Source organism: Haladaptatus ordinarius, from assembly GCF_054177595.1.
In genome coordinates, this window is record NZ_JBPEHH010000024.1 from 20,651 (window position 1) to 41,025 (window position 20,375).

At 62.2% G+C, this 20,375-nt stretch carries 24 protein-coding genes; 11 read left to right on the forward strand and 13 right to left on the reverse strand.

Annotation, left to right across the window (positions count from 1 at the left end):
- Positions 1–230: 230 nt before the first annotated feature.
- Positions 231–605, forward strand: coding sequence for a hypothetical protein (locus ACR3FF_RS10725; RefSeq protein ID WP_458188003.1), 375 nt, complete (start codon positions 231–233; stop codon positions 603–605).
- Between the two features lie 100 nt (positions 606–705).
- Positions 706–1,041 (forward strand): DUF7113 family protein, encoded by a 336-nt coding sequence (locus ACR3FF_RS10730; protein WP_458188004.1) that lies wholly within the window; start codon positions 706–708, stop codon positions 1,039–1,041.
- Here ACR3FF_RS10730 and ACR3FF_RS10735 read toward each other — a convergent pair.
- Entirely contained in the window at positions 1,035–2,300 is a 1,266-nt protein-coding gene (locus ACR3FF_RS10735; protein WP_458188005.1) for a DNA double-strand break repair nuclease NurA, read from the reverse strand. The two genes, ACR3FF_RS10730 and ACR3FF_RS10735, sit on opposite strands and share 7 nt — an antisense overlap.
- An 81-nt stretch (positions 2,301–2,381) precedes the next feature.
- Between ACR3FF_RS10735 and gpmI the strand changes: the two genes are divergently transcribed.
- A complete protein-coding gene (gene gpmI, locus ACR3FF_RS10740) occupies positions 2,382–3,896 on the forward strand; it encodes a 2,3-bisphosphoglycerate-independent phosphoglycerate mutase (RefSeq protein WP_458188006.1) in 1,515 nt (504 codons plus the stop codon).
- On the opposite strand, the gene ACR3FF_RS10745 is transcribed toward gpmI, so the two are convergent.
- The 4 genes from ACR3FF_RS10745 to ACR3FF_RS10760 form a co-directional block, all read right to left on the reverse strand.
- On the reverse strand, positions 3,893–4,093 hold the full coding sequence (locus ACR3FF_RS10745) for an HVO_0649 family zinc finger protein (RefSeq protein ID WP_458188007.1): 201 nt from the start codon (positions 4,091–4,093) through the stop codon (positions 3,893–3,895). The two genes, gpmI and ACR3FF_RS10745, sit on opposite strands and share 4 nt — an antisense overlap.
- A 119-nt stretch (positions 4,094–4,212) precedes the next feature.
- Positions 4,213–4,968, reverse strand: a complete 756-nt coding sequence (locus ACR3FF_RS10750; RefSeq protein WP_458188008.1) for an inositol monophosphatase family protein — start codon at positions 4,966–4,968, stop codon at positions 4,213–4,215.
- A gap of 137 nt (positions 4,969–5,105) precedes the next feature.
- The gene (locus tag ACR3FF_RS10755) at positions 5,106–5,252 is read right to left on the reverse strand and encodes a hypothetical protein (protein WP_458188009.1); all 147 of its coding nucleotides are present in this window, start codon (positions 5,250–5,252) and stop codon (positions 5,106–5,108) included.
- A gap of 67 nt (positions 5,253–5,319) precedes the next feature.
- On the reverse strand, positions 5,320–6,852 hold the full coding sequence (locus ACR3FF_RS10760; protein ID WP_458188010.1) for an amidohydrolase: 1,533 nt from the start codon (positions 6,850–6,852) through the stop codon (positions 5,320–5,322).
- A gap of 82 nt (positions 6,853–6,934) precedes the next feature.
- Here ACR3FF_RS10760 and ACR3FF_RS10765 point away from each other — a divergent pair, with 82 nt between their 5' ends.
- Complete coding sequence (locus tag ACR3FF_RS10765) at positions 6,935–7,411, forward strand: hypothetical protein (RefSeq protein WP_458188011.1); 477 nt, start codon at positions 6,935–6,937, stop codon at positions 7,409–7,411.
- A gap of 9 nt (positions 7,412–7,420) precedes the next feature.
- On the opposite strand, the gene ACR3FF_RS10770 is transcribed toward ACR3FF_RS10765, so the two are convergent.
- Entirely contained in the window at positions 7,421–7,924 is a 504-nt protein-coding gene (locus tag ACR3FF_RS10770; RefSeq protein ID WP_458188012.1) for a GNAT family N-acetyltransferase, read from the reverse strand.
- Between the two features lie 86 nt (positions 7,925–8,010).
- Here ACR3FF_RS10770 and hmgA point away from each other — a divergent pair, with 86 nt between their 5' ends.
- Together hmgA and ACR3FF_RS10780 are read left to right on the forward strand one after the other, a co-directional pair.
- Positions 8,011–9,222 carry a hydroxymethylglutaryl-CoA reductase (NADPH) gene (gene hmgA / locus ACR3FF_RS10775; RefSeq protein WP_458188013.1) on the forward strand — a complete coding sequence of 404 codons (1,212 nt, stop codon included), beginning with the start codon at positions 8,011–8,013 and terminating at the stop codon, positions 9,220–9,222.
- Between the two features lie 125 nt (positions 9,223–9,347).
- Positions 9,348–9,488 (forward strand): hypothetical protein, encoded by a 141-nt coding sequence (locus tag ACR3FF_RS10780; protein WP_458188014.1) that lies wholly within the window; start codon positions 9,348–9,350, stop codon positions 9,486–9,488.
- Positions 9,489–9,516: 28 nt separating this feature from the next.
- Here ACR3FF_RS10780 and ACR3FF_RS10785 read toward each other — a convergent pair whose 3' ends face one another.
- Both ACR3FF_RS10785 and ACR3FF_RS10790 read right to left on the reverse strand, forming a co-directional pair.
- A complete protein-coding gene (locus ACR3FF_RS10785) occupies positions 9,517–10,035 on the reverse strand; it encodes a DUF5817 domain-containing protein (RefSeq protein ID WP_458188015.1) in 519 nt (172 codons plus the stop codon).
- Complete coding sequence (locus ACR3FF_RS10790; RefSeq protein WP_458188016.1) at positions 10,013–10,249, reverse strand: hypothetical protein; 237 nt, start codon at positions 10,247–10,249, stop codon at positions 10,013–10,015. Before ACR3FF_RS10790 ends, ACR3FF_RS10785 begins: the two co-directional genes overlap by 23 nt.
- Before the next feature lie 76 nt (positions 10,250–10,325).
- Here ACR3FF_RS10790 and ACR3FF_RS10795 point away from each other — a divergent pair, with 76 nt between their 5' ends.
- The gene (locus ACR3FF_RS10795) at positions 10,326–10,664 is read left to right on the forward strand and encodes a cupin domain-containing protein (RefSeq protein WP_458188051.1); all 339 of its coding nucleotides are present in this window, start codon (positions 10,326–10,328) and stop codon (positions 10,662–10,664) included.
- 218 nt (positions 10,665–10,882) lie between these two features.
- Here the strand turns inward: ACR3FF_RS10795 and icd are convergent, their stop codons facing one another.
- On the reverse strand, positions 10,883–12,148 hold the full coding sequence (gene icd, locus ACR3FF_RS10800; protein WP_458188017.1) for an isocitrate dehydrogenase (NADP(+)): 1,266 nt from the start codon (positions 12,146–12,148) through the stop codon (positions 10,883–10,885).
- Positions 12,149–12,454: 306 nt separating this feature from the next.
- Between icd and ACR3FF_RS10805 the strand changes: the two genes are divergently transcribed.
- Positions 12,455–13,303, forward strand: a complete 849-nt coding sequence (locus tag ACR3FF_RS10805) for an isoaspartyl peptidase/L-asparaginase (RefSeq protein ID WP_458188018.1) — start codon at positions 12,455–12,457, stop codon at positions 13,301–13,303.
- A 44-nt stretch (positions 13,304–13,347) separates the two neighbouring features.
- Here ACR3FF_RS10805 and ACR3FF_RS10810 read toward each other — a convergent pair whose 3' ends face one another.
- The gene (locus tag ACR3FF_RS10810; protein ID WP_458188019.1) at positions 13,348–14,367 is read right to left on the reverse strand and encodes a hypothetical protein; all 1,020 of its coding nucleotides are present in this window, start codon (positions 14,365–14,367) and stop codon (positions 13,348–13,350) included.
- A 171-nt stretch (positions 14,368–14,538) separates the two neighbouring features.
- Here ACR3FF_RS10810 and map point away from each other — a divergent pair, with 171 nt between their 5' ends.
- On the forward strand, positions 14,539–15,435 hold the full coding sequence (gene map / locus ACR3FF_RS10815; protein ID WP_458188020.1) for a type II methionyl aminopeptidase: 897 nt from the start codon (positions 14,539–14,541) through the stop codon (positions 15,433–15,435).
- Between the two features lie 103 nt (positions 15,436–15,538).
- On the opposite strand, the gene ACR3FF_RS10820 is transcribed toward map, so the two are convergent.
- The 3 genes from ACR3FF_RS10820 to ACR3FF_RS10830 all read right to left on the reverse strand — a co-directional run bounded on the left by ACR3FF_RS10820 (position 15,539) and on the right by ACR3FF_RS10830 (position 18,297).
- The gene (locus ACR3FF_RS10820; protein WP_458188021.1) at positions 15,539–15,739 is read right to left on the reverse strand and encodes a DUF7835 family putative zinc beta-ribbon protein; all 201 of its coding nucleotides are present in this window, start codon (positions 15,737–15,739) and stop codon (positions 15,539–15,541) included.
- 205 nt (positions 15,740–15,944) lie between these two features.
- Positions 15,945–17,618 carry a TrkH family potassium uptake protein gene (locus ACR3FF_RS10825; RefSeq protein WP_458188022.1) on the reverse strand — a complete coding sequence of 558 codons (1,674 nt, stop codon included), beginning with the start codon at positions 17,616–17,618 and terminating at the stop codon, positions 15,945–15,947.
- A gap of 1 nt (position 17,619) precedes the next feature.
- Entirely contained in the window at positions 17,620–18,297 is a 678-nt protein-coding gene (locus ACR3FF_RS10830) for a potassium channel family protein (RefSeq protein WP_458188023.1), read from the reverse strand.
- 450 nt (positions 18,298–18,747) lie between these two features.
- On the opposite strand from ACR3FF_RS10830, the gene ACR3FF_RS10835 reads away from it, so the two are divergent.
- Both ACR3FF_RS10835 and ACR3FF_RS10840 read left to right on the forward strand, forming a co-directional pair.
- Positions 18,748–19,323, forward strand: coding sequence for an HIT family protein (locus ACR3FF_RS10835; RefSeq protein WP_458188024.1), 576 nt, complete (start codon positions 18,748–18,750; stop codon positions 19,321–19,323).
- 77 nt (positions 19,324–19,400) lie between these two features.
- Entirely contained in the window at positions 19,401–20,336 is a 936-nt protein-coding gene (locus tag ACR3FF_RS10840) for a cation diffusion facilitator family transporter (protein ID WP_458188025.1), read from the forward strand.
- The last annotated feature ends 39 nt before the right edge of the window (positions 20,337–20,375 follow it).

Genomic DNA, 20,375 nt, shown 5'->3' on the forward strand with positions numbered 1-20,375 from the left:
CGCGTCCACCAGATACGATATCTTCGCAGGTGTTCATCTTTTTCGGAGACACGATGGAGACGTGTAGTCGACCCGTCCGAGTGAGAGCCGATATCTTTTCGAGAATGTGACGTCGTCCACTGGTCGATGAACGTCGTTCAGCCACACGAACAAAATAAACGATACTTCCCGTTTAATCTTGGTGTCGTTGGGAAGTTCTACGACTGACACCGAGTCAGTTAGGAGAATCTATGAACGACCGAGTAAAAACAACGAGACGCAAAGTTCTGAAAACGACCGCGATGGGCGCGCTCGTCGGCACGTCGTTTTCCGCGACTGGTAGTGCAGACCCGGAGGGCCAGTGTGAAATCGTGAGCACTTCGTGCACACAAAAACGGGGGACTACAACAGTGACCGCAGTCGTCCAGGCGAAAGGTAAGTGCCTCTTCGAACTGACGAAGAAAGGAAGTGGACAGGTTCTCGGTAGTCAGTTGGTGAACTCGACCGGCGAGAGTAGTACCACGGAGATTACGTTCACTTTCCAAGGCGGTGGTGACGCGATTCTCACTGCGTACAAACTCCAAGGGAACAAACGAGTTCAGCAAGCGCAGACCGCCGTCTGCTGACGACTCTCGTCGTTTTTTGCCTCCGGCAGTCGTGCAGTATACGCGTTTCGACCGCCACTCTGTCGCACCCCTTTTACCACTCCGCGTCCTATCCGCACCTATGTTACTCGTTCGCGGTGAGGCGGGGGGGACGACTCTGACGGGGACGTTGTACGAACGGGGCGAACACGCGCCCACGTTCAAGGGAGCGCCGGACGAGGACGCTCCGTACGTCTGGGTCTGTGACGAGTTCTATCAGGTCGAGAGCGGGGGCACCGCCCAGATGGTCTCCGGCGAGGAGGTCAACGTCGCGTTCGAGACACCGATGCCGCGAGGGTTCGACACCCGCGGACAGGCCATAGTCGCCGCGGAAGACCACATCCGGACCCAGTTTGCACGCATCGGTGTCGATGCCGAAGCAGTGGAGATAACGATAGAGAAGGGCGAACTTCAGTAGTGAAGACCCCACCGGACGGCGTTGTAATTCTCGTCGAGTTCGCTGTCGAAGGATCGTTCGAAACTTTTTATCAGCGACTGCATGCTGTTCCGTCCGATTCTGGCGAGTGAATCGGCCTTCGAGATAACCAGTGGTGGTCCCCGAGAGACGGCGATCTCCTTCAATATCTGGCGTTCGATCCGCCGCCGATTGGTTTCGTCACTCGTGAAAATACGCGGCGCTTCAACTTTGTACAGCAAGTCACCACGAGGGTCGTAGACGACGCAGAAGGTCACTTCGTACTGCTTCGGATCGAACTTCCGCTCCACGTAGCGGTCCGCTTCGTCGCTCCCGAAGAAGGCGTCCGACCCGGCACGGGAGACGAACCAGTTCGTGAACGTCAGGTCGTCGGTTAGTCGCTCGTACCTGCGGTCGCTACCGCTCCCATTCACGTACTCACCGCGTTCGAGCACCTGGGAGAAGAACGCGGCGTCGTGTGCCCACGGTGTGTTCATCTCTTTGTCTCGAAGGGTTCGGATTATCGACTTCGCGGAGATGTTCTTGACGAATCCAGCGAGTGGAACCTCACGCTCGGCGAATTCCTCGACCAGTCGGACGTAGTTTTCGAGAATCGTTCGTATCTCGTCGGACTCTTCGAAGAGGTCGGGAAGCACCGACCCGCGGTCGCGCCACCGGACGATTCCCTTGGGATACACCGGTCCGTCCAACAGCAGAAAATCCGACACGTCGCTCGCGTGGTCGAGTGCGTGCCGACTTTCGGCACGATACAGTGCGAGTGCGTGGACGATCTCCTGTTCGTGTTCGTCTCGACGTGGTGCGTGAACGATACGGCGTTTGCTCCCCTCGCTGTAGGACTCCCAATCGGTTCCGAAATCGCGTGACACGTCATTCGTATGAATCGCTTTAACGACCGTCCGCGAATCGTGGAGGTCGAGATTCGAGGGCGAAGAACTCATCGCGGCGTGAGCGACGTCGACCACGAGCCCGTTTTTGAACACCTTCGGGTTGATGCTGCCCGAGTCGAGACCGTGGATCGTCGCAAATCGGTCTTCTTCGAGGGCGATCTCCTCGATGTCTGCACACCGCCGCGATAACTCGCCAATCGGTTCGAGAACCTTCGTTCCATCGTGATAGAGCGGGTTGAGGTAGTTCTCCCACACGTTTCGAGCGAGTTCCTGATGGTTGCGCTCTTCCCCTTCGTAGTCGATTCTATCGGCCAACTGGGCGATGCCATCGAAGTGAACGGGGTCGAGTGTCATGGAGGCTTCATCCCACCCCACCCCGAAAAACCCCGCCCTTCGAACGAAGCTTAGTTACCTCCCGCCGACCACGATTGGCGCATGAAAGCGGGACTCATCGTACTCGACGGGTGGGGACTCGGAAGCGAGGACGGCGGTCGAAACGCCATCGAGGCCGCCGATACGCCGAACTTCGACCGGTTCGCACGCGCAGGCGCGTACGAGACGCTCAACGTGACGGGTCGCAGGGTCGGCCTCCCGAAAGGCCAGATGGGAAACAGCGAGGTCGGCCACCTCAACATCGGTGCGGGCCGGGTCGTGAAACAGGAGTACACCCGCATCAGCGACGCCATCGAGGCGGGTGAACTCGGCGAGAACGCGGCCATCGACGGGGCGTTCGAGTACGCAGACGAACACGACGGGTGCGTCCACTTCATGGGTCTCGTCAGCGAGGGCGGCGTCCACTCCGACCAGAAACACCTCTACGCGCTCGTCGAACTCGCCGCAGAGCGCGGTGTCGAGGCCGTCACACACGCCTTTACCGACGGACGCGATACGCCCCCAAAGAGCGGGGCGGATTTCCTCGGCGACCTGCAAGGGGTCATCGACCAGCGAGGAACGGGCGAGGTAGCCACGGTCTCTGGACGCTACTACGCGATGGACCGCGACCAGAACTGGGAGCGAACGAAGCGCGCATACGACGCCATCGTGAACCGCGAGGCGGCACACGAGGCCGAAACCGCGGTGGATGCGATCCGCGAGTCCTACGACCGCGGCGACACCGACGAGTTCGTCGAACCGACGCTCATCGCCGATGGCCCTGTCCTCGACGACGGCGATTCGGTCGTCTTCTTCAACTTCCGTTCCGACCGAGCGCGACAACTCACGCGGATGATCGCCGACATCGACCCGGTGTGGGAGTTCGAGACGAACCCACCGGCCGTGGAGTTCGTGATGTTGACCCAGTACGACAAGGAGTTCGACCTCCCCGTCGCCTTCCCGCCGGACCAACCCGAGGACACGCTGGGCGAGGTGCTCGCGGACCACGGACAGACCCAACTCCGCATCGCCGAGTCCGAGAAGTACGCCCACGTCACCTACTTCCTGAACGGCGGGCGCGAGGTGGAGTTCGACGGCGAGATTCGACGAATCGTGGAGAGCCCGGACGTGCCGACCTACGACCAGCGACCCGAGATGAGTGCCGAGGAGGTGACCGACACGGCCATCTCGGTCGTCGAATCGGACGACCCCGACGTGCTCGTGTTGAACTACGCGAACCCGGACATGGTCGGTCACACCGGCGACTTCGACGCCGCCGTCGCCGCCGTCGAGGCGGTGGACGAACAGCTCGGACGACTCGTCGAGACGCTCCAGAAACACGGAGCACACGTCTTCATCACGGCGGACCACGGCAACGCCGACGACATGGGGACGCCGGAGAACCCACACACCGCCCACACCTACAATCTCGTCCCGCTCGTCTATCTCTCGCCGGAGGGTGACGACGGTGGCAGAGAATTCCGGGCGGGCGGATCGCTCTGTGACCTCGCGCCGACGCTCCTGTCGGTCATCGACGTGGAAAAACCGGACGCGATGACCGGCGAATCGCTCCTTTAGGGCTGGTACCGTAGCACTCGCGTATCGATGGCGTCACAGCGCGGGCAGATGTGCTGGTAGTGAATCGACCCGCCGCGTGCCGTGACTCGCCACTCGCCCTCCTCGTCCACGAAGCCACACTTCCGACACCGTCGTGCCGTCTCCTCGTAGTGCTTGCGCAGCTTGACGAACGGAGACCGGCTCGAATTGACTGCCATGTTGTATGCTATGTATTGCCACACAATAATTGTAACGATTGTTCAATCATTCGTAGCGCAGATTGGAGACGACGCCGGTCGCTCGTCGACCTTTCACACCCGACGCTCGAAAACTGGGGTCAGAATAACGTCTCGCGAAGCTCCCGGTACACCTCGTCGCTCGCCGCCGCGAGAAACAGGTCGTCTTCGTTCGCCAACCGCGCGCCGCTCGTTTCCGCGAGCAGCCAACCGGCGTGTTGTTCGACCTCGTCCGGGTGGAAACAGACCACCGCTTCGAGCTTCCCGCGGGCGAGCAGTCCCCAGTCGAGGGCGGGTGCCCAACTCTTCCAGACGCGTTTGCAGTGGTCTCCGAGCGCCGCGTCGAGTTTGTCGGCCTGCGCCCGCAGGTCGTCGTCCCGGAGCACGTCGAGTCCGAGGACGAACGACACCGTCGCGTGGTCGCTCGACACCTCGCTCTCGGCGCGAATCGGCTCGCCGTCGAGGGTGGTCCGCCCGTCGCATCGGGCGACGTAGGTGTGGTCGTGCAGCGGTTCGTGGACGACCGACAGCACGGGGTCGCCTTCGTGGAGTAGTGCCACCGCGCTCCCGAAGTACGGAATCCCCGAACAGAAGTTGTTCGTCCCGTCCAGCGGGTCGACGACCCAGCGATACGCACTCTCGCCCGACCGCTCGCCGGACTCCTCGGCGAGGATGGCGTGGTCGGGGTAGGCAGCCGTGAGCACGTCGAGGATTCGCCGTTCCGCCCCGCTGTCGGCGACCGCCTTCACGTCGTCCGGCCCGTGGTCGGCGTCATGTGACTCGCGTTCGAACTCCCGCACGAGATACTCGCCCGCGACTCGACACGCTTCCACCGCGGTCTCCACGAACGAGTCCATATCTGTTTGTTTCACTCGGGGGTGAAATCTGCCCCGGTTCGACGGTTCCGAGGGAGCGGTCGGCCCCCGCCGGGCAGATCGACAGCACACAGCGGCCGGAGCGAAGAACGGTCTTCGTCGGTTTCGGTCGTGGTCGGTTATCGTCGGTCCTCGTCGGTGTCACGGCGGGCGGCGCGTTCGGCGCTCGCCCATCCGTCGTGTTCGGTCCGTTCCCGGTCGCTCTCGGAGTCGATGAGCGACCAGAGTACGAGCGGCGCACCGACGGCGAACGCGAGAAACAGCACGAACGCGAAGCCGAATTCTCCGGCGGCGAGGGGCTAGAACATGACAGAATATCGAGTGGGTCGGTGCTTAATCGTTCCGTCCGTCGAACACGACGTCGCCGTCGACGACCGTCAACGTCACGTCGATGTCCTGGATGTCGTCCGTGTGTTCCCACGGCGAGCGGTTGAGAACGACGAAATCCGCCTTCTTGCCCGCCTCGACGGTTCCGAGGCGCTGCTCGTCGAATCCGGCGTAGGCCGCCCCGTGGGTGTACGCGCGGAGCGCCTCGGTCACGGAGAGACGCTGTGCGTCGACGGGTGCGTTGACCGTGAGGTGCACTCCGAGCAGCGGGTCGAGGGGCATACAGTCGCTCCCGAACGCGACGTGTGCGCCCGAATCGAGCAGGGTTCGGTACCGATTCGTCTGTTCTCTGCGCTCTTCGCCGAGTCGAGAATCGTAGAGGCCGTCCGGTTGCGCCCACTTCAGGAAGTTCGGCTGGACGGAGGCGACGACGCCCGACTCGGCGAACCGTTCGACGTGCTCGTCGGTGACGAGTTCGACGTGTTCGACCCGGTGGCGCATCGCCTCGGGGTCGTCGGTCGCCTCGAAGGCGTCCAGCGCGGCGTCGATGGCTTCGTCGCCGATGGCGTGGGCCGTGACCTGCAACCCGGCGTCGTCGGCGCGGGAAACGAGGTCGTCCAGTTCCTCGGGTAGGACGACCCACTGGCCGGTCCCCTCCCCGTCTTCGTAGGGGGCTGCGACCTTCGCGGTTCGCCCGCCGAAACTCCCGTCGGTGAACGTCTTTATCGCACCCGTCCTAACGAACTCGCTGCCGTGGTTCGTCCGCAGGCCGACTTCCTCGACCGCTTCGACGTGGTCGCTCCAGTAGTTGATGCGCACTCGGAGTTCGAGGTCGCCGTCGAGTTCGAGTTGTCGGTAGACTTCGGGTGCGCGAGACCGCCGAACCATGTCGTGGACGCCGGTGACGCCCTTCTCGTGTGCGTCTCGCTGTGCGGCGAGCAGGAGTTCTCGCATCGTCTCGGCGTCTGGTTCGATGGCCTCGTGGACGACGTCGATGGCGTCCTCGACGATGATACCGGTCGGTTCGCCGCCTTCTCTCTTCACGTCCTCGTCCGGCATCTCGTCCCCGAGTCGTTCGAGGACCTCCCCGTTGACGGCCGCGATGTGCATGTCCTCGCGGAAGGCGACGACCGGATGGGTCTCGCTCACCGCATCGAGGTCCTCCCGGGTCAGGTAGCGCGAGTCGTCCCACGTGCTCTCGTCGAAGCCGTAGCCCAGCAGCCACTCGCGGTCGTCGTCCAGGTCGGCGAGCAGTTCCACGCAGTCGGCAGGGGAGTCGGCGATCGAGAGGTCGGCGTTGACGAGGTAGCTTCCGACCGTCGCCATGTGGGTGTGCGCGTCGACGAACCCCGGCAGGAGGACGCGCCCGTCGAGGTCCACCACCTCGGTGTCGACACCGTTCAGAAACTCGATTTCGTAGGCCCTGTCCACGCGAACGATAGTTTCGTCGCGGACGGCCACCGCCTCCGCCGTCTCGTCGGGGTTCGTGAGGGTGTGAACCTCCCCGTTGGTGAGAATCAGGTCCGCTGGCGCTGTCATGGTTTCGTGGTGTGTTCCGACGGCGATAACTGTTCGGGGTCCGGCAGAAAGGATTTACCGCCCCGGAGACACCACTGTGCTAATGCGCTCGAAGCTCCCCGTCGTCCTCCTCGCCCTTTCCGTCCTCGTCGCCGGTTGCACCGACGCCGGATTTCTCGGACAGAAGACGGACGTCGTCTCCGAGGAGACGCCCGCCGAACCGACGCTCGTCGGGTCGTCGAGCACCGGCGGCAACTGTGTCCAGTCGACCGAACACCACGTCGAAGTCGAGACGAAAGACGAAGATGGGAGTCGGTATCTCGTCGTTTCGGGCGACGTGAGCGTTCCGGACGCCGCCTACGTGCTCGACGTCTCGAAACTCGAACAAACCGGAGTCCGAAACTACACCCTTCGCGTGTCCAGTCACCGAGCGACGAAAAAACCGAAACGAGGCTGTGCGGCGGTGGCGAACTACACCGCGACCATCGAGGTTCCACGGGGCGGCCCGAACCGCGAGTTCACGCTGACGGTCGTCCACGACGGGGAGGCCGTCCACCGGCAGAACGTCACGAGTCGGTGAAATCGGTTCCTACGCGAAATCGTGATAGTAGACCAGTTGATGTGCGGTTCCCCCCGTGAACAGGTCTTCGACTCGCTCTTCTACGCGTTCGAAGCCTTGCGCCTCGAAGAACCGCCTTCCTCGCTCGTTGTCGACGACGACTGGGGCCGATAGTCGCGTCAATCCACGTTCTCGAATCGCACTCTCGACCGCCTCGAGAAGGGCGGTTCCGATACCCTCCTCCCAGTGGGTCGGCTCGACGAAGAGTTCTCGGAGAACCGCCTCACCAATGGCGTCGACGTGAGTGCTCGTATCGACGTGCGCACAGCCGACGAGTTCGCCGCCGTCTTCTGCGGCGATGAGTATCGCGTCGTCGTCCGACAGTGCCGTCCCGAGACGCTCGTCGCTGAACCGGTTTCTCACCGTCGCCTCGCGTTCTCTTTCGGAGAAAAAATCGTACGCCGCATCGAGCGTCTCGTGTGAGACGCGACGAATCGCTGGGATATCGGTCGCCGTTGCGCGTCTCGTTTCCATGGTCGATATTGACGCAGGGACGATATATCCTTGATGGTTACTCCGAATAGGCAACTGTTAGGGGGTGGGAGCGAAACCTCCGAACCATGACCGACGCAGACGAACTCGCAGAGCAGGTTCGGGCGGGCGACCTGCGCTTGCACGAACTCGAAGACCACGCAGACCACGACACCGCGGCGAAGGCCCGCCGAACCCTCCTCGAATCGGAAACGGACGTGGACCTCGACACCGTCGGTGAGTACGCCTTCGACGCCGAACTGGCCGAATCCAACATCGAGAACATGGTCGGGGCCGCCCAGATTCCGCTGGGGGTCGCGGGACCGGTGAGCGTCGACGGTGGGGCTGCCGAGGGTGAGTACTACCTCCCGCTGGCGACCACCGAGGGTGCCCTGCTGGCGAGCGTCAACCGCGGCTGTTCGGTCATCAGCACTGCCGGGGGTGCGGACGCGCGCGTCACGAAGACTGGGATGACCCGCGCTCCCGTCTTCCGCGTGGCGGGCGTCGCCGAGGCCGAAGCGGTCGTAAACTGGGTCAGAGACAACCGCGAGCGACTCGCCGAAGCCGCGGAATCGACGACCAGCCACGGCGAACTTCTCGACGTGACGTCCTACGTCGTCGGCGACTCCGTCTTCCTGCGGTTCGTCTACGACACGAAGGACGCGATGGGGATGAACATGGCGACCATCGCGACGGGCGAAGCTGCCTCGCTGGTCGAAGAAGAAACCCCCGCGAGCCTTGTCGCACTCTCGGGCAACCTCTGTACCGACAAGAAGCCCGCCGCCATCAACGCCGTCGAAGGTCGCGGGCGAAGCGTCACGGCGGACGTTCGAATCCCACGCGAGACGGTCGAAGACCGTCTCCACACGACGCCGGAGGCCATCGAGGAGGCGAACACTCGAAAGAACCTCGTCGGAAGCGCGAAAGCCGGAAGCCTCGGTTTCAACGCCCACGCCGCGAACGTCGTCGCTGCCGCGTATCTCGCCACCGGGCAGGACGCCGCGCAAGTGGTCGAGGGGAGTAACGCGATCACGACCGTCGAGGCCCGTGACGACGAACTGTACGCCAGCGTCAGTCTCGCCAGTCTGGAAGTCGGCACCGTCGGCGGCGGAACCAAACTCCCCACCCAGGCGGAGGCACTCGACGTGCTTGGGCTCCGCGGCGGTGGCAACCCCGCTGGAAGCAACGCTGACGCGCTCGCAGAGGTCATCGCGGTCGGTGCACTGGCGGGTGAACTCTCGCTTCTCGCAGCGCTGGCGTCGCGTCATCTCTCCAGTGCCCACGCGGAACTCGGTCGGTAATCACCCCTTGAGGAAGATATATTATAGAAACAATTCTAGTAATTTATTACTGGTGCCGTAGGATAAGCAACTGGCACGTTCGAGGGTTGGATTCCTCGTACTGTGCCGTCCGATGGTGACCTCTGATGGCTGCATCCACCTCCGACGGGGACGCACCGATAACCGATTCCCAGGCGTACCACGTCCTCAAGTTCCTCAAGCTGTTGCTCACCGTCGTCACGCTGGTCGTCGCCGTATGGAAGGGACTGAACGGTGTCGTTCCCTGACGCGGGAATCGACCCCTCCCCCCGATTTTTAGAGGCGCCGATAGCGTCCGCGATTTTCGCTGACCTCGCCGCGTCGAACGAGTTTCTCCAGTGTTCGGTCCACGTATTCCCGGGAGACGCCTCGCTCGCGTGCGTACGCGACGACGTCGCTCTCGTCGGGCCTGTCGAGCGTAGAGAGTGCATCTAGCACGACCTGCTTTCTGCTCTTGCTCTCGGTTCGCCGGGAGCGGTCGCTGGCGGCGGCCACTTCTTCGGTGTCGATGCCGGAACGGTCGAGGAACTCTTCTTCGTCTATTCCGGCGTCTTCGACCCGTGAATCCATCTCGGCGAACGAGTCGAGTTCGGCGAAGGCGTCGCCGTGTCCCTGTCGGTTGGCGAGCATCGAGGCACGGACCTCTCGCGCGTGGTCTTCGTCGTCCGTCTCGACGAACTTCTTCAACTTCCGGAACGTGCGTCGTTTCCCACAGCGCGAACACTGCGTCGTCTCCGGGCGTCCGTCGACTATCCACAGGTTACTACACGCGTTACACCCGACGACGCTGTACATACAGAGATCTCCGTTGGCATCCATGTTCAACCCTGCGCTCGGGCGGCGGTTTCGGTCGGGCGGTCGCTCGCACCCCCGATGTGAGGATGGTGTTCGGACGCTGGGTGACGTCGATAGCGGGTTTCAGGTCGAGTGGATTCCACTGCCCTCCGACCAGTTTCGGGTCTGCGAAGGAGAACGCGACGACCGCTACACAGAGCCATTCGAGTCCCATCGCATCGACGTTGGTCTCGTCTTCGTATTTAAACTTCCACCCCGACGTTTACGGTCTCTGCATGCAAGAAGATGGCATGGAGTCGATTGCACTCTCGGACCGTGACGTAGCGGAAGCGACAGATGGCGTTTTCTTGACGCAACTCGCCGCCGGAGAACGGATGAGCGTCCAGCATTTCCACATCGAACCCGGTGCGACCGTACCGGAACACAGCCACGACCACGAACAGACGGGATTCGTCTACAGCGGCGCGTTGACGTTCGTCGTCGATGGCGAAGAGCGGGTCATCGAAGAGCAGGATTCCTACGCGATTCCGGGGAACGAACCACACGCCGCCGAGAACCGAACCGACACGCCAGTCCGTGGTATCGACGTGTTCAGTCCCCCGCGACTCGACGTGCCGTGGGAGGAGTAATCGCGAACCGCGATTCGGCCACCGAGCGCAACCCGCGTTCGCAACGTTCGTTTCGGCTGAGCGGTTTTCGAGAACGTATCGGATGGGTCGTGAACACCGTCCGTTCGGGGGATCCGGCGGTCCACCGAACCTTTTCGGACGGACTCGAAGAGTCGAGGTCGAACTGAGGACGGGACCGGAGAAGCGGGCTCTCCTGTCGGTCGCCGAGAAGGGTCGTCTTACGCGAGTTTCTCGATGTTCTCCACGATGGCGTCGGCGAACTCGCTAGTCGCCAGTTTCTTGCCGCCCTCGATCTGGCGTTCGAGGTCGTACGTGACCGCACCGGACGAAATCGTCTCTTCGACGGCGTCACGGACGAGCTGACCGGCGTCTTTCCAGCCCATGTACTCGAGCATGAGGCGACCCGAGAGAATCATCGCGGTCGGGTTGACCTTGTCTTTGCCCGCGTGCTTCGGTGCCGACCCGTGAACCGGTTCGGCGAGACAGCGGTGGGCACCGAAGTTCGCACCCGGTGCGATGCCGAGACCACCGATCTGTGCGCCGGCGGAGTCGGACATGTAGTCGCCGTTCAGATTCATCGTGGCGACGACGTCGTAGTCGCCCGTCCGAGTGAGAATCTGCTGGAGCATGTTGTCGGCGATACGGTCTTTGATGACGAGTTTGTCGTCGGGCTGTTCGCCGTCGTACTCGTCCCACAGTTCGTCTTCGGTGATGATGACGTCGCCGAACTCCTCTTCGGCGAGTTCGTAGCCCCAGTCTCGGAACGCACCTTCGGTGAACTTCATGATGTTGCCCTTGTGAACGAGCGTGACCGAATCGCGGTCGTTCTCGAGGGCGTACTCGATAGCTTCGCGGACGAGACGCTTGGTTCCGAACTCCGTAATGGGTTTGACACCGATGCCGACCGGACCGTCGTGAATGACGCCCGTGGCACCCATCTCGTCTTCGACGAACTCCTTGACCTTCTGAACTTCGTCGGTTCCGGCTTCCCACTCGATGCCGGCGTACACGTCTTCCGTGTTCTCACGGAAAGTGACCATATCCATCGCCTCCGGGTTCTTGACCGGGGACGGGACGCCATCGATGTAGTACGTCGGGCGAACGTTCGCGTACAGGTCGAGTTTCTGGCGGAGCGCGACGTTCAGACTGCGGAATCCGGCACCGACCGGCGTCGTGAGCGGGCCCTTGATAGCGATGTTGAACTCCTTGATGGCTTCTACGGTGTCGTCCGGCAGGTTCTCGTCGTACTTCTCGCGTGCACTCGCACCCGCGAAAACGCGCATCCAGTTGATTTCACGCCCCGTCGCTTTGGCCGCGGCGTCCAGCACTTTCTGGGCTGCTGGGCCGACGTCCGTCCCGATGCCGTCCCCGTGAATGATGGGGATGATGGGATTGTCCGGGACGCGAAGCTCCCCCGTCTCCTCGTCGTACGTGATTTTCTCACCGTCTTCAGGTACGTCTACCTTGTCGAAATCGTAGCTCATGAACGTTCGAACTTCGTTTCGACGTGAATATAAGACCTGCCGTTTGTCCCCCGTATGGTCCTAGTACACCCTTAAATAATAGAGCGGACCCGGTGGCAGTGCGCGTAACGGTCGTTCGACTCGTCGGTCTCGTCGGCGGAACCACCGGGGTCTTGCGTTCGAGTCGTGCTCGGTGGGGACTGTTTCACCCGTGCTCGAAGACCGTGTGACGATGGCAGTCGAACTCCCGACGGGACCCGAGCATCGTTCTCCGTCCAGACTGCCGTTTGACGGGAACTTAAGCCGTCACATCCGAAAGCATTCTGCATGATACTCATCGTACACGGCGGTGCTGGCAGCGAACCGGACGAACCGACCCCTCGGCAGGCGGTACTCGACGAAGCCGCAGAAACTGGCACAACGGCGGAGACGGTCGTCGAGGCCGTCGAGACGGCGGTTCACGTCCTCGAATCGTCGCCCCGATTCAACGCTGGTGTCGGTGGCGCGGTCCAGAGCGACGGCGAGATTCGAACCGACGCGGGAATCATGACGAGCGACCGCAAAGCAGGTGCGGTCTGCTCGATGGCCGGCGTCGAACACGCCGTCAGCGCGGCGCGCGTGGTGATGGAGGAGACGCCACACGTCCTCGTCAGCGGTGAGCACGCCGTCTCGCTCGCGGCCGACTATGGCGTCGAGACCGACGTCGACCTCTGGACCGAAAAGAACCACGAGCGCTGGAACGACCTCAATGCGCCCGAGGGAACGCCGGGCGAGCATCTCACCTGGCTCCGCGAGAAGTTCGGTGGGGCGGACACGGTGGGTGCGGTCGCGTTCGACGGAGCGGAGTTCGCGGCGGCCACGTCGACCGGCGGACGATGGCTCGCACTCGCCGGCCGAGTCGGCGACGTGCCACAAATCGGCAGCGGCTTCTACGCCGCCCCTGCGGGTGCGGCCAGTTCGACGGGTGCAGGCGAAGACATCGCCAAAGCAACGCTCACCCGACGAGCGGTGCGCCACCTCGAATCCGGATTCGATGCACAGGCGGCCGCCGACCGCGCCATCGAGGAGTTCGCCGAACTCACCGGGTCGAGTGCGGGCGTCATCGTCCTCGACCGCGACGGTAACGCGGGAAGCGCGTTCAACAGCGACGCCATGCAGATCGCTGTGAGTCGGTAGCGATTCCGGGTCGATTGCAGAGACGGTCGCTCGGGTCGAGGATGCTACGCCTCGGTCGTGGTGGTCGTCTCGGTGGTCGTGGTGGTCTCGGTGCCCTCGGCCGCAGTCGTGGTCTCTTCCGTTGTCGTCTCCTCGGTGGTGGTGGTCGCCGATTCCGCGGCGATTGCGTTCTCCGCGCTGGCAGCGCCGACCGTCGCCGTATCGATTGTCACGTTCTCTGCTGCGATTCCGTCGATGACGAGCATCTCTTGAAGTCCCAGGGAGGCGGCTGTCGTCTCGTTGGCCGTAGTCGTCTCACCGTCTGCTGCGGTCGTTTCGGCAGTTTCCTCGACCGCAGTCGTCTCGTTGGCCGTGGTCGTCTCACCGTCTGTTGCAGTCGTTTCGGCAGCAGTTGTCTCCTCGGTGGTCGTTCCTTCGGCGGCGACCGTCGTCTCTTCCATCGTCGTCTCTGTCGGCGTGGTCTCTTCCGCTGCTGTCGTCGTCTCTACGGCACCGACAGAGATGCTCTCGACGGTGAGCGACCCGATGGTCATCGTATCAACGTTGACGAACTCGACGACGATACTTCCTAACGACCCCTGGCTGCTTGCACCGGTTGCCGTGGTCGTCTCTTCCATCGTCGTCTCTGTCGTGGTCGCCGTCTCACCCTCTCCCTCGACTGAGAGATTCTCGACGACGAGTGTATCGACCGCCATCTCCCGGATGGTGACGGTTTCGATAGTGGCGCTCGACGGGACGTTCTCCTCGTCGAGTCTATCCAGCTCTCTGCTCTCTACGTTCGTGGCGTTGACGCCTTCGACCGCGAGTCGCTCCAGTTCGACATTCTGGAGTCTCGCGTTCCGGAACGTTCGGTCGCGGTCCCGTATTTCGACCGTATCCACACTCATCGATTCGATAGTCGCATTCTCGACCGTGACGTTCGCCAGTTCGAGTTCCTCGACCGTGACGTTCTCTAACAGTACCCCTTCGTCTGTCGTTGTCCCCGCACTCCCCGGCATTCCCAGCGTGAGGCTGGCGAACACCAGGAGTGTCGTTGCGAGCACGGCACCGATTTCTCTCCGCATAGACAGAGGCTATGTCCCTACTGAGGGTGATAAACCGAGTCGACTGTTCGAGACTTCGATGACGTGTTTCCTGTGTTTCACGACGATTACCGTCGGTGGACGGTCGTCAATCTCGACTTAGCGGCTTCGTGTAACGCAAACTCTTTCCGGTATTCGGGCAAAGTATGTGCCATGAGCGAAGTGGATATCGACCTCTCGACGGAGAAGTACGAAAAACACCGGGAGGCCGGTGAGATTCTCGCACAGGTGCGGAAAGAGACCGCAGACCGAGTCGAAGTCGGTGTGAGCCACCTCGAAATCGCCGAATTCGCGGAGGACCGAATCCGCGAACTCGGCGGTAAACCGGCGTTCCCTGTGAACATCAGTATCGACGAGGAAGCGGCCCACGCGACACCCGGCATCGACGACGACAGTACGTTCGGCGAGGATATGGTCAACCTCGACATCGGCGTCCACGTCGACGGTTGGCTCGCGGACACCGCTATCACGGTCGACCTCTCGGGTCACGACGACCTCGTCGAAGCAAGCGCGGAGGCGCTCGACGCCGCCCTCGAAGTCGTCGGTCCCGGCGTCGAGACGGGCGAAATCGGAGCCGAAATCGAGTCCGTCATCGAGGGCTACGGCTACAATCCCGTCGTCAATCTCTCGGGCCACGGTCTCGCCCACTACGAACAGCACACCGAACCGAACATTCCGAACCGTGCCGTGCCACAGAGCGCCGAGTTGCAGGTCGGTGACGTGGTGGCCATCGAACCGTTCGCCACGGACGGCAGTGGAAAGGTCGGCGAGGGCGCTGAGGAAGAAATCTTCGCACTCGAACACGAGGCGTCAGTTCGTGACCGCAGCGCTCGTCAGGCCCTCGACCAGATTACGGACGAGTTCCGCACGCTCCCGTTCGCCACTCGGTGGCTCGACGTCTCTCGACCCGAGATGGCGCTTCGGCGGTTGAAGATGCAAAACGTTGTCCACGGGTACCCGGTGCTCAAAGAAGAGGAGGGCCGTCTCGTCAGTCAGAAAGAGCACTCGGTCATCGTCACCGACGATGGATGCGAAGTGTTCACACAATAGTACACTGCGTTGTCAATCACATCCAGTTGGTAGCTTGCCGTCGACGGGCTGCGATTTCTCGCTGAAAACTCGTTCGTGGAATATCGACTAGGTACGTGCCCGTTCAAGCGTTGTTCATCCGCTGGCTCTTCGACTCGCCACACGTCTCGCACTTCGTGACGCGGTATGGTTCGCGTGAGAACTCGGCGTTCTCCTTTTTCTTGCTTTCCGTCCGTATTTCGACCGAAACCTCGTGTGAGGTTTCACGTCCGCAGTTTTCGCACAGTTCGACGATTGCCTGGAACCCCTGATTTTTTGTTGCCATGGTGACTTCCTGTTCAGTCCTTTCTTCCCCTGACAAGAGCATAAAAACCCCTCTCTGTTGGAGGGCGTTCGAACCGTTTATTCGACCGCAGTCTTGCGATTTACTCCTTTCGGGCCACGAGAGTGTCCCATTTCGTTTATCGTGGATTGAGAACCGTTAATGAGGGCGCAACGCTCTACAACAGCCGAATACATTATATAGGTGGTCAGGGATTGAGGCCGAACAGCATCGAGCGGAAAAATACGAGGACGGGAATAATTTCGAGCCGGCCGATCCACATGTTCAGGACGAGCATTCCCTCTGCGAGCGGCGACATCGACGGTCCGGTGATTCCGGTCGAGAGACCGACGTTCCCCTGTGCGCTGGCGACTTCGAACAGCGCGTCCGCGTAGCCGAAGTCGGGGGCGACGTTCACGAGGACGACGCTCCCCGTGATGAGCAGGATAATCCAGAGCATGCTCACGATGGCCGCCTCGCCGAACTCCTCGAACATCTGAGTGCGGTCGAGGACGCGATTCCCGATTCGGGTGTTGACGACCGCCGACGAGGGGAGGAACACCCGCGAGAACTCCCACTGGATACCCTTACTGATCATGTATCCGCGGATGATTTTGATACCGCCGACGGTGCTCCCCGCCGCCCCGCCGAGCACCATCGCTCCGCTGACGATGAGTTTGCCGCCCGGACTCCACGCACCCATGTCTGACGACTGGAACCCGGTGCAGGTGAGTGCGCTCACGAACTGGAACGTCGAATCACGGGCTGCATCGCCAGACAACGGTGACAGTCCGAGGGTCTGGAGGCCGACCCAGCCGGTGTCGGTGAACGCGCCGCTCGCCACGGGGAGCGCGAAGATGTTCTGCAGGGACAGTACGATGGCACCGCCAACCAGGAGGACGAACAGCCAGTGGGTCTGGAGGTCCGAGCGCAACGCGTCTACGTCTCGGTCGTGGAGCAACGCGTAGTGAATCGGGAACGCGATAGCTCCGAGCGTCATGATGGGGAGGAGCACGCCCTCGATGAGCGGCGAGTCGTACGACTGGATGGAGTTGTCGGTGACGCTGAACCCACCGGTCGAGAGGGCGGTCATGGCGTGGTTCAACGCCTGCCAGAACGTCTCGAAGAGGCTCAACCGCGGTTCGCTCCAGCGAATAGCCACGAACAACGCGAGAACCGCGAGCGCGGTGTAGAGGAGGAAGATGCGCCACACCGTCTGTACCGTGTGGATGATGCTCGGGTGGATTCGCTCCTCGCGCGTCTCCGCCCGGTAGAGGGCGTAGCTCCCGCTTCCGGGACGTGCGAGGATGGCCGTCGTGAGGACGATGACGCCCACGCCGCCGACCCACTGGATGAGCGACCGCCACCACTGAATCGCTCGCGGGAGCGACGGTTCGTGGACGGCCATCGTCAACCCGCTCCCGGTCCACCCGGACATGCTCTCGAACAGCGCGTGCAGCGGATGCTGGAAGTACGCCAGACTCGACATCGTCGTCACGCCCCCGACGCGAATCGGTTCGTAGCTCGCTCCGGCGGGCACGTACGAGTTCATCACCGAGACGGGCGTCAGATGCGCCGCGAGCAAGAACGGAATCGACCCGACGATGGCGGTGGCGAACCACCCACCGGCGGCGATGACCATCCCGTGTTTCATCACTGGATTCGGCGCGTCTTCGAACGCTCTGCGGGCCACCTCGCCGACCGTTGCGGTGATGACCCCCGCCACGAGAAAGGCGAGCGCTACGTAGAACTCGCGGAAGGCGAGCGCGAGGAGGACGGTGAACCCCATCAACGCGGCCTGCATCAGCACGAGCGCGCCGATGTCTCGCAGGATGATAGCGAGGTCTACCGGAACTCCGGCGACCGTCGTGCGCCGAACCATGTCAGTCGTGGTCCTCGTAGTGACCGAAGATGTCGGTCATCTCTGGCGTCGCACCCCGTTCGGAGAAGACCGTGACGAGGTCACCACCCTTTATCGTCGTGTTCCCACGCGGGGTGACGACCTCGTGGTCGCGCTCGAGCGCGACCACGAGGATGCCGTCGTCGAATAGGCCTTCGTCCGCCGCCTCGGCAAGCGTGTGACCGGCGACTGGAGCGTAGGAATCGACCGTGATCTCGAACACTTCCGCCTCGTCGCCGATCTTCATGTAGTCCTTGATCGAGGGACGTTTCACGGCGCGATACAGGTACTCCGCGATGAGGCGCTGGGGGTTCTCGATGACGTTCACGCCGATCTGCCGGAAGATGTTCATGTGCTCTGGGTTGTGGACGACCGACACCAGCGACGGTACCTCGAGTTCCTGTCCGAGGAGACAGACCATGATGTTCGTCGCGTCCTGGTCGGTCGTGCTGATGAGCGCGTCGGCCCGGTCTGCACCCGCCTCTTCGAGCGTGTCGATAATCGTCGCGTCGTCGTTCAGGACGAGACAGTCGAACTGCATCGAAGCGCGCTCGGCGCGCTCCGCGTCTTTCTCGATGACCACCACGTCGTTGTCGTTCTGGGTCGCAATGCTGATGAGTTGCGAACCGATGTCGCCCGCGCCGACGATGATGAGGTACATTCGTTACCCCCCTGTCCGAAGCCAGCATTTGAAAAGATACTGTTGTGCGAACGTCGAAACGTGTCGTGTGAACCGTCGGAAAGGGACGACGAGGCCCGTCGCTATCACGACTGAGATTCGAGTCGTTCACGGTTATGGAGTCGTTAAACACGCTCTAACCGCCGATACTGGATTCGACACGGGATTTCCGTGTCCGTGAACGACTGCTCGTCGGCGTGTATCTGTGGGTGATTTCTCCCCGACACATTTCAGTCCACCCAGACAGTACCGCAACCGCACCTCGTCCTCCCAACCTCTTCCCTACGGTCGTTCACCGGAAGACGGTCCTGCTCGCGTGCGCTGTGCGGGCGTGTGATTCCGTGCAGTCGTTCACGTTTGTTTACGACGACTACGCGCCCTTCTGGCGAGTAGACTGAAAACATAAAGCCCTGTCCACGCACATACCCGTCCATGCAAGAGGTCTTCGCGCCGTGGCGAATCGAGTGGGTTGAACGGGAGAAAGGGGACGGAGACGGAGACTGTGTCTTCTGCGAACTCCCCCATCGCGGTGCCGACCGCGAACATCTCGTCGTCGCACGTAACGACCACGCCGTGGTGATGTTGAACAACTACCCCTACAATCCGGGTCACGTCATGGTCATCCCCGACCAGCACACGGCCGACTACCGCGAACTGGGCGAGGAGGTGTTGTTGGGTCACGCCCGACTCAAACAGCGAACCTTCGACGCGCTCGAAACCGCCCTCTCGCCGAATGGGTTCAACGCCGGTTTGAATGTCGGCGAGGGGAGCGGTGGCTCAATCGACCACCTACACACCCACGTCGTCCCGCGTTGGACGGGCGATACGAACTTCATGCCCGTCATCGCCGATACGAAAGTCATCGTCGAAGGACTCGAAGACACCTACGACCGAGTTCACGCAGCGTTCGCCGATCAAGAAGGTGCGACGGTTTCCGACGAGGGCGCCTCTGACGCTGACGCCGCGGGCGCGAGTGGCGCAGTCTCGTTCGAGTCGGCGTCCGAGTAGGTGTTCCCGGTGGGTGCGGTCTCCGTCGAACAGACTAACCGACATCTCCATACCGCAGGCCTCCCAATTCGAGCGTGATGAACCGGTCTCGCGCCGTCCGCGCAGCAGGCATCATCGTCCTTCTGGCGAACGTCGTGTTGGTGTTCGCCAAGGGGTTCGTCTGGCTCCAGACGGGAAGTCTCGCGGTCGGCTCCGAGGCCGTCAACAGTCTCTCGGACGCGGTGTACAGTATCGTCGTCCTCACCGGACTCTACCTGACGACGCGACCGCCGGACTTCGAACATCCGCACGGTCACGAACGAATCGAACCGTTCGTCTCGCTGTTCGTCGCTCTCGGCGTGTTCGCGGCGGGCGCGCTGGTGCTCTGGCGCGCGACGACTTCGATTCTCTCCGGCGACATCTCGGTGACGACGAGTCCGTTGGCGGTCGGCGTACTCGTCGGCACTGCCATCGTCAAGTACGGTCTCTACCGCTACTGTCTCCGCGTCGGCGCGGAGTACCACTCCCCGGCAGTAGTTGCGACGGCGCTGGACAACCGCAACGACATCCTCACTGCGAGCGCGGCCCTCGTCGGCGTACTCGGCGCTCGGTTCGGCGCTCCAGTACTCGACCCTATCGCGGCGGGCGTCGTCTCGCTCGGCATCCTCTACACTGGCTGGGAAATCGTCGAGGACAACGTGGACTACCTCGTCGGTCGAGCCCCCCCGGAAGACCTCCGAGCGAACATCGTCCAGCGTGCGCTCGCTCACCCGGAGGTCGAGGGCGTTCACGACGTCATCGCCCACTACGTCGGCCCGGAAATCGACGTGAGCATGCACATCGAGGTCGAAGGTGATAGAACGCTCATCGAAGCACACGACATCGAAACCGAGGTCATCGAGTCGATTCGTGACATCCCAGAGGTAGACGACGTGTTCGTCCACGTCGACCCGAAGGAACTCGGCGAGTGGAAACCCGACGCCGAAGCCGACAGACTGGCCGAAACACCATTCAGAGACGGCGACGGGAACTGACGCTGGAGTTCCACGAGCCGAGAGTCGAGTGTCGTCGAA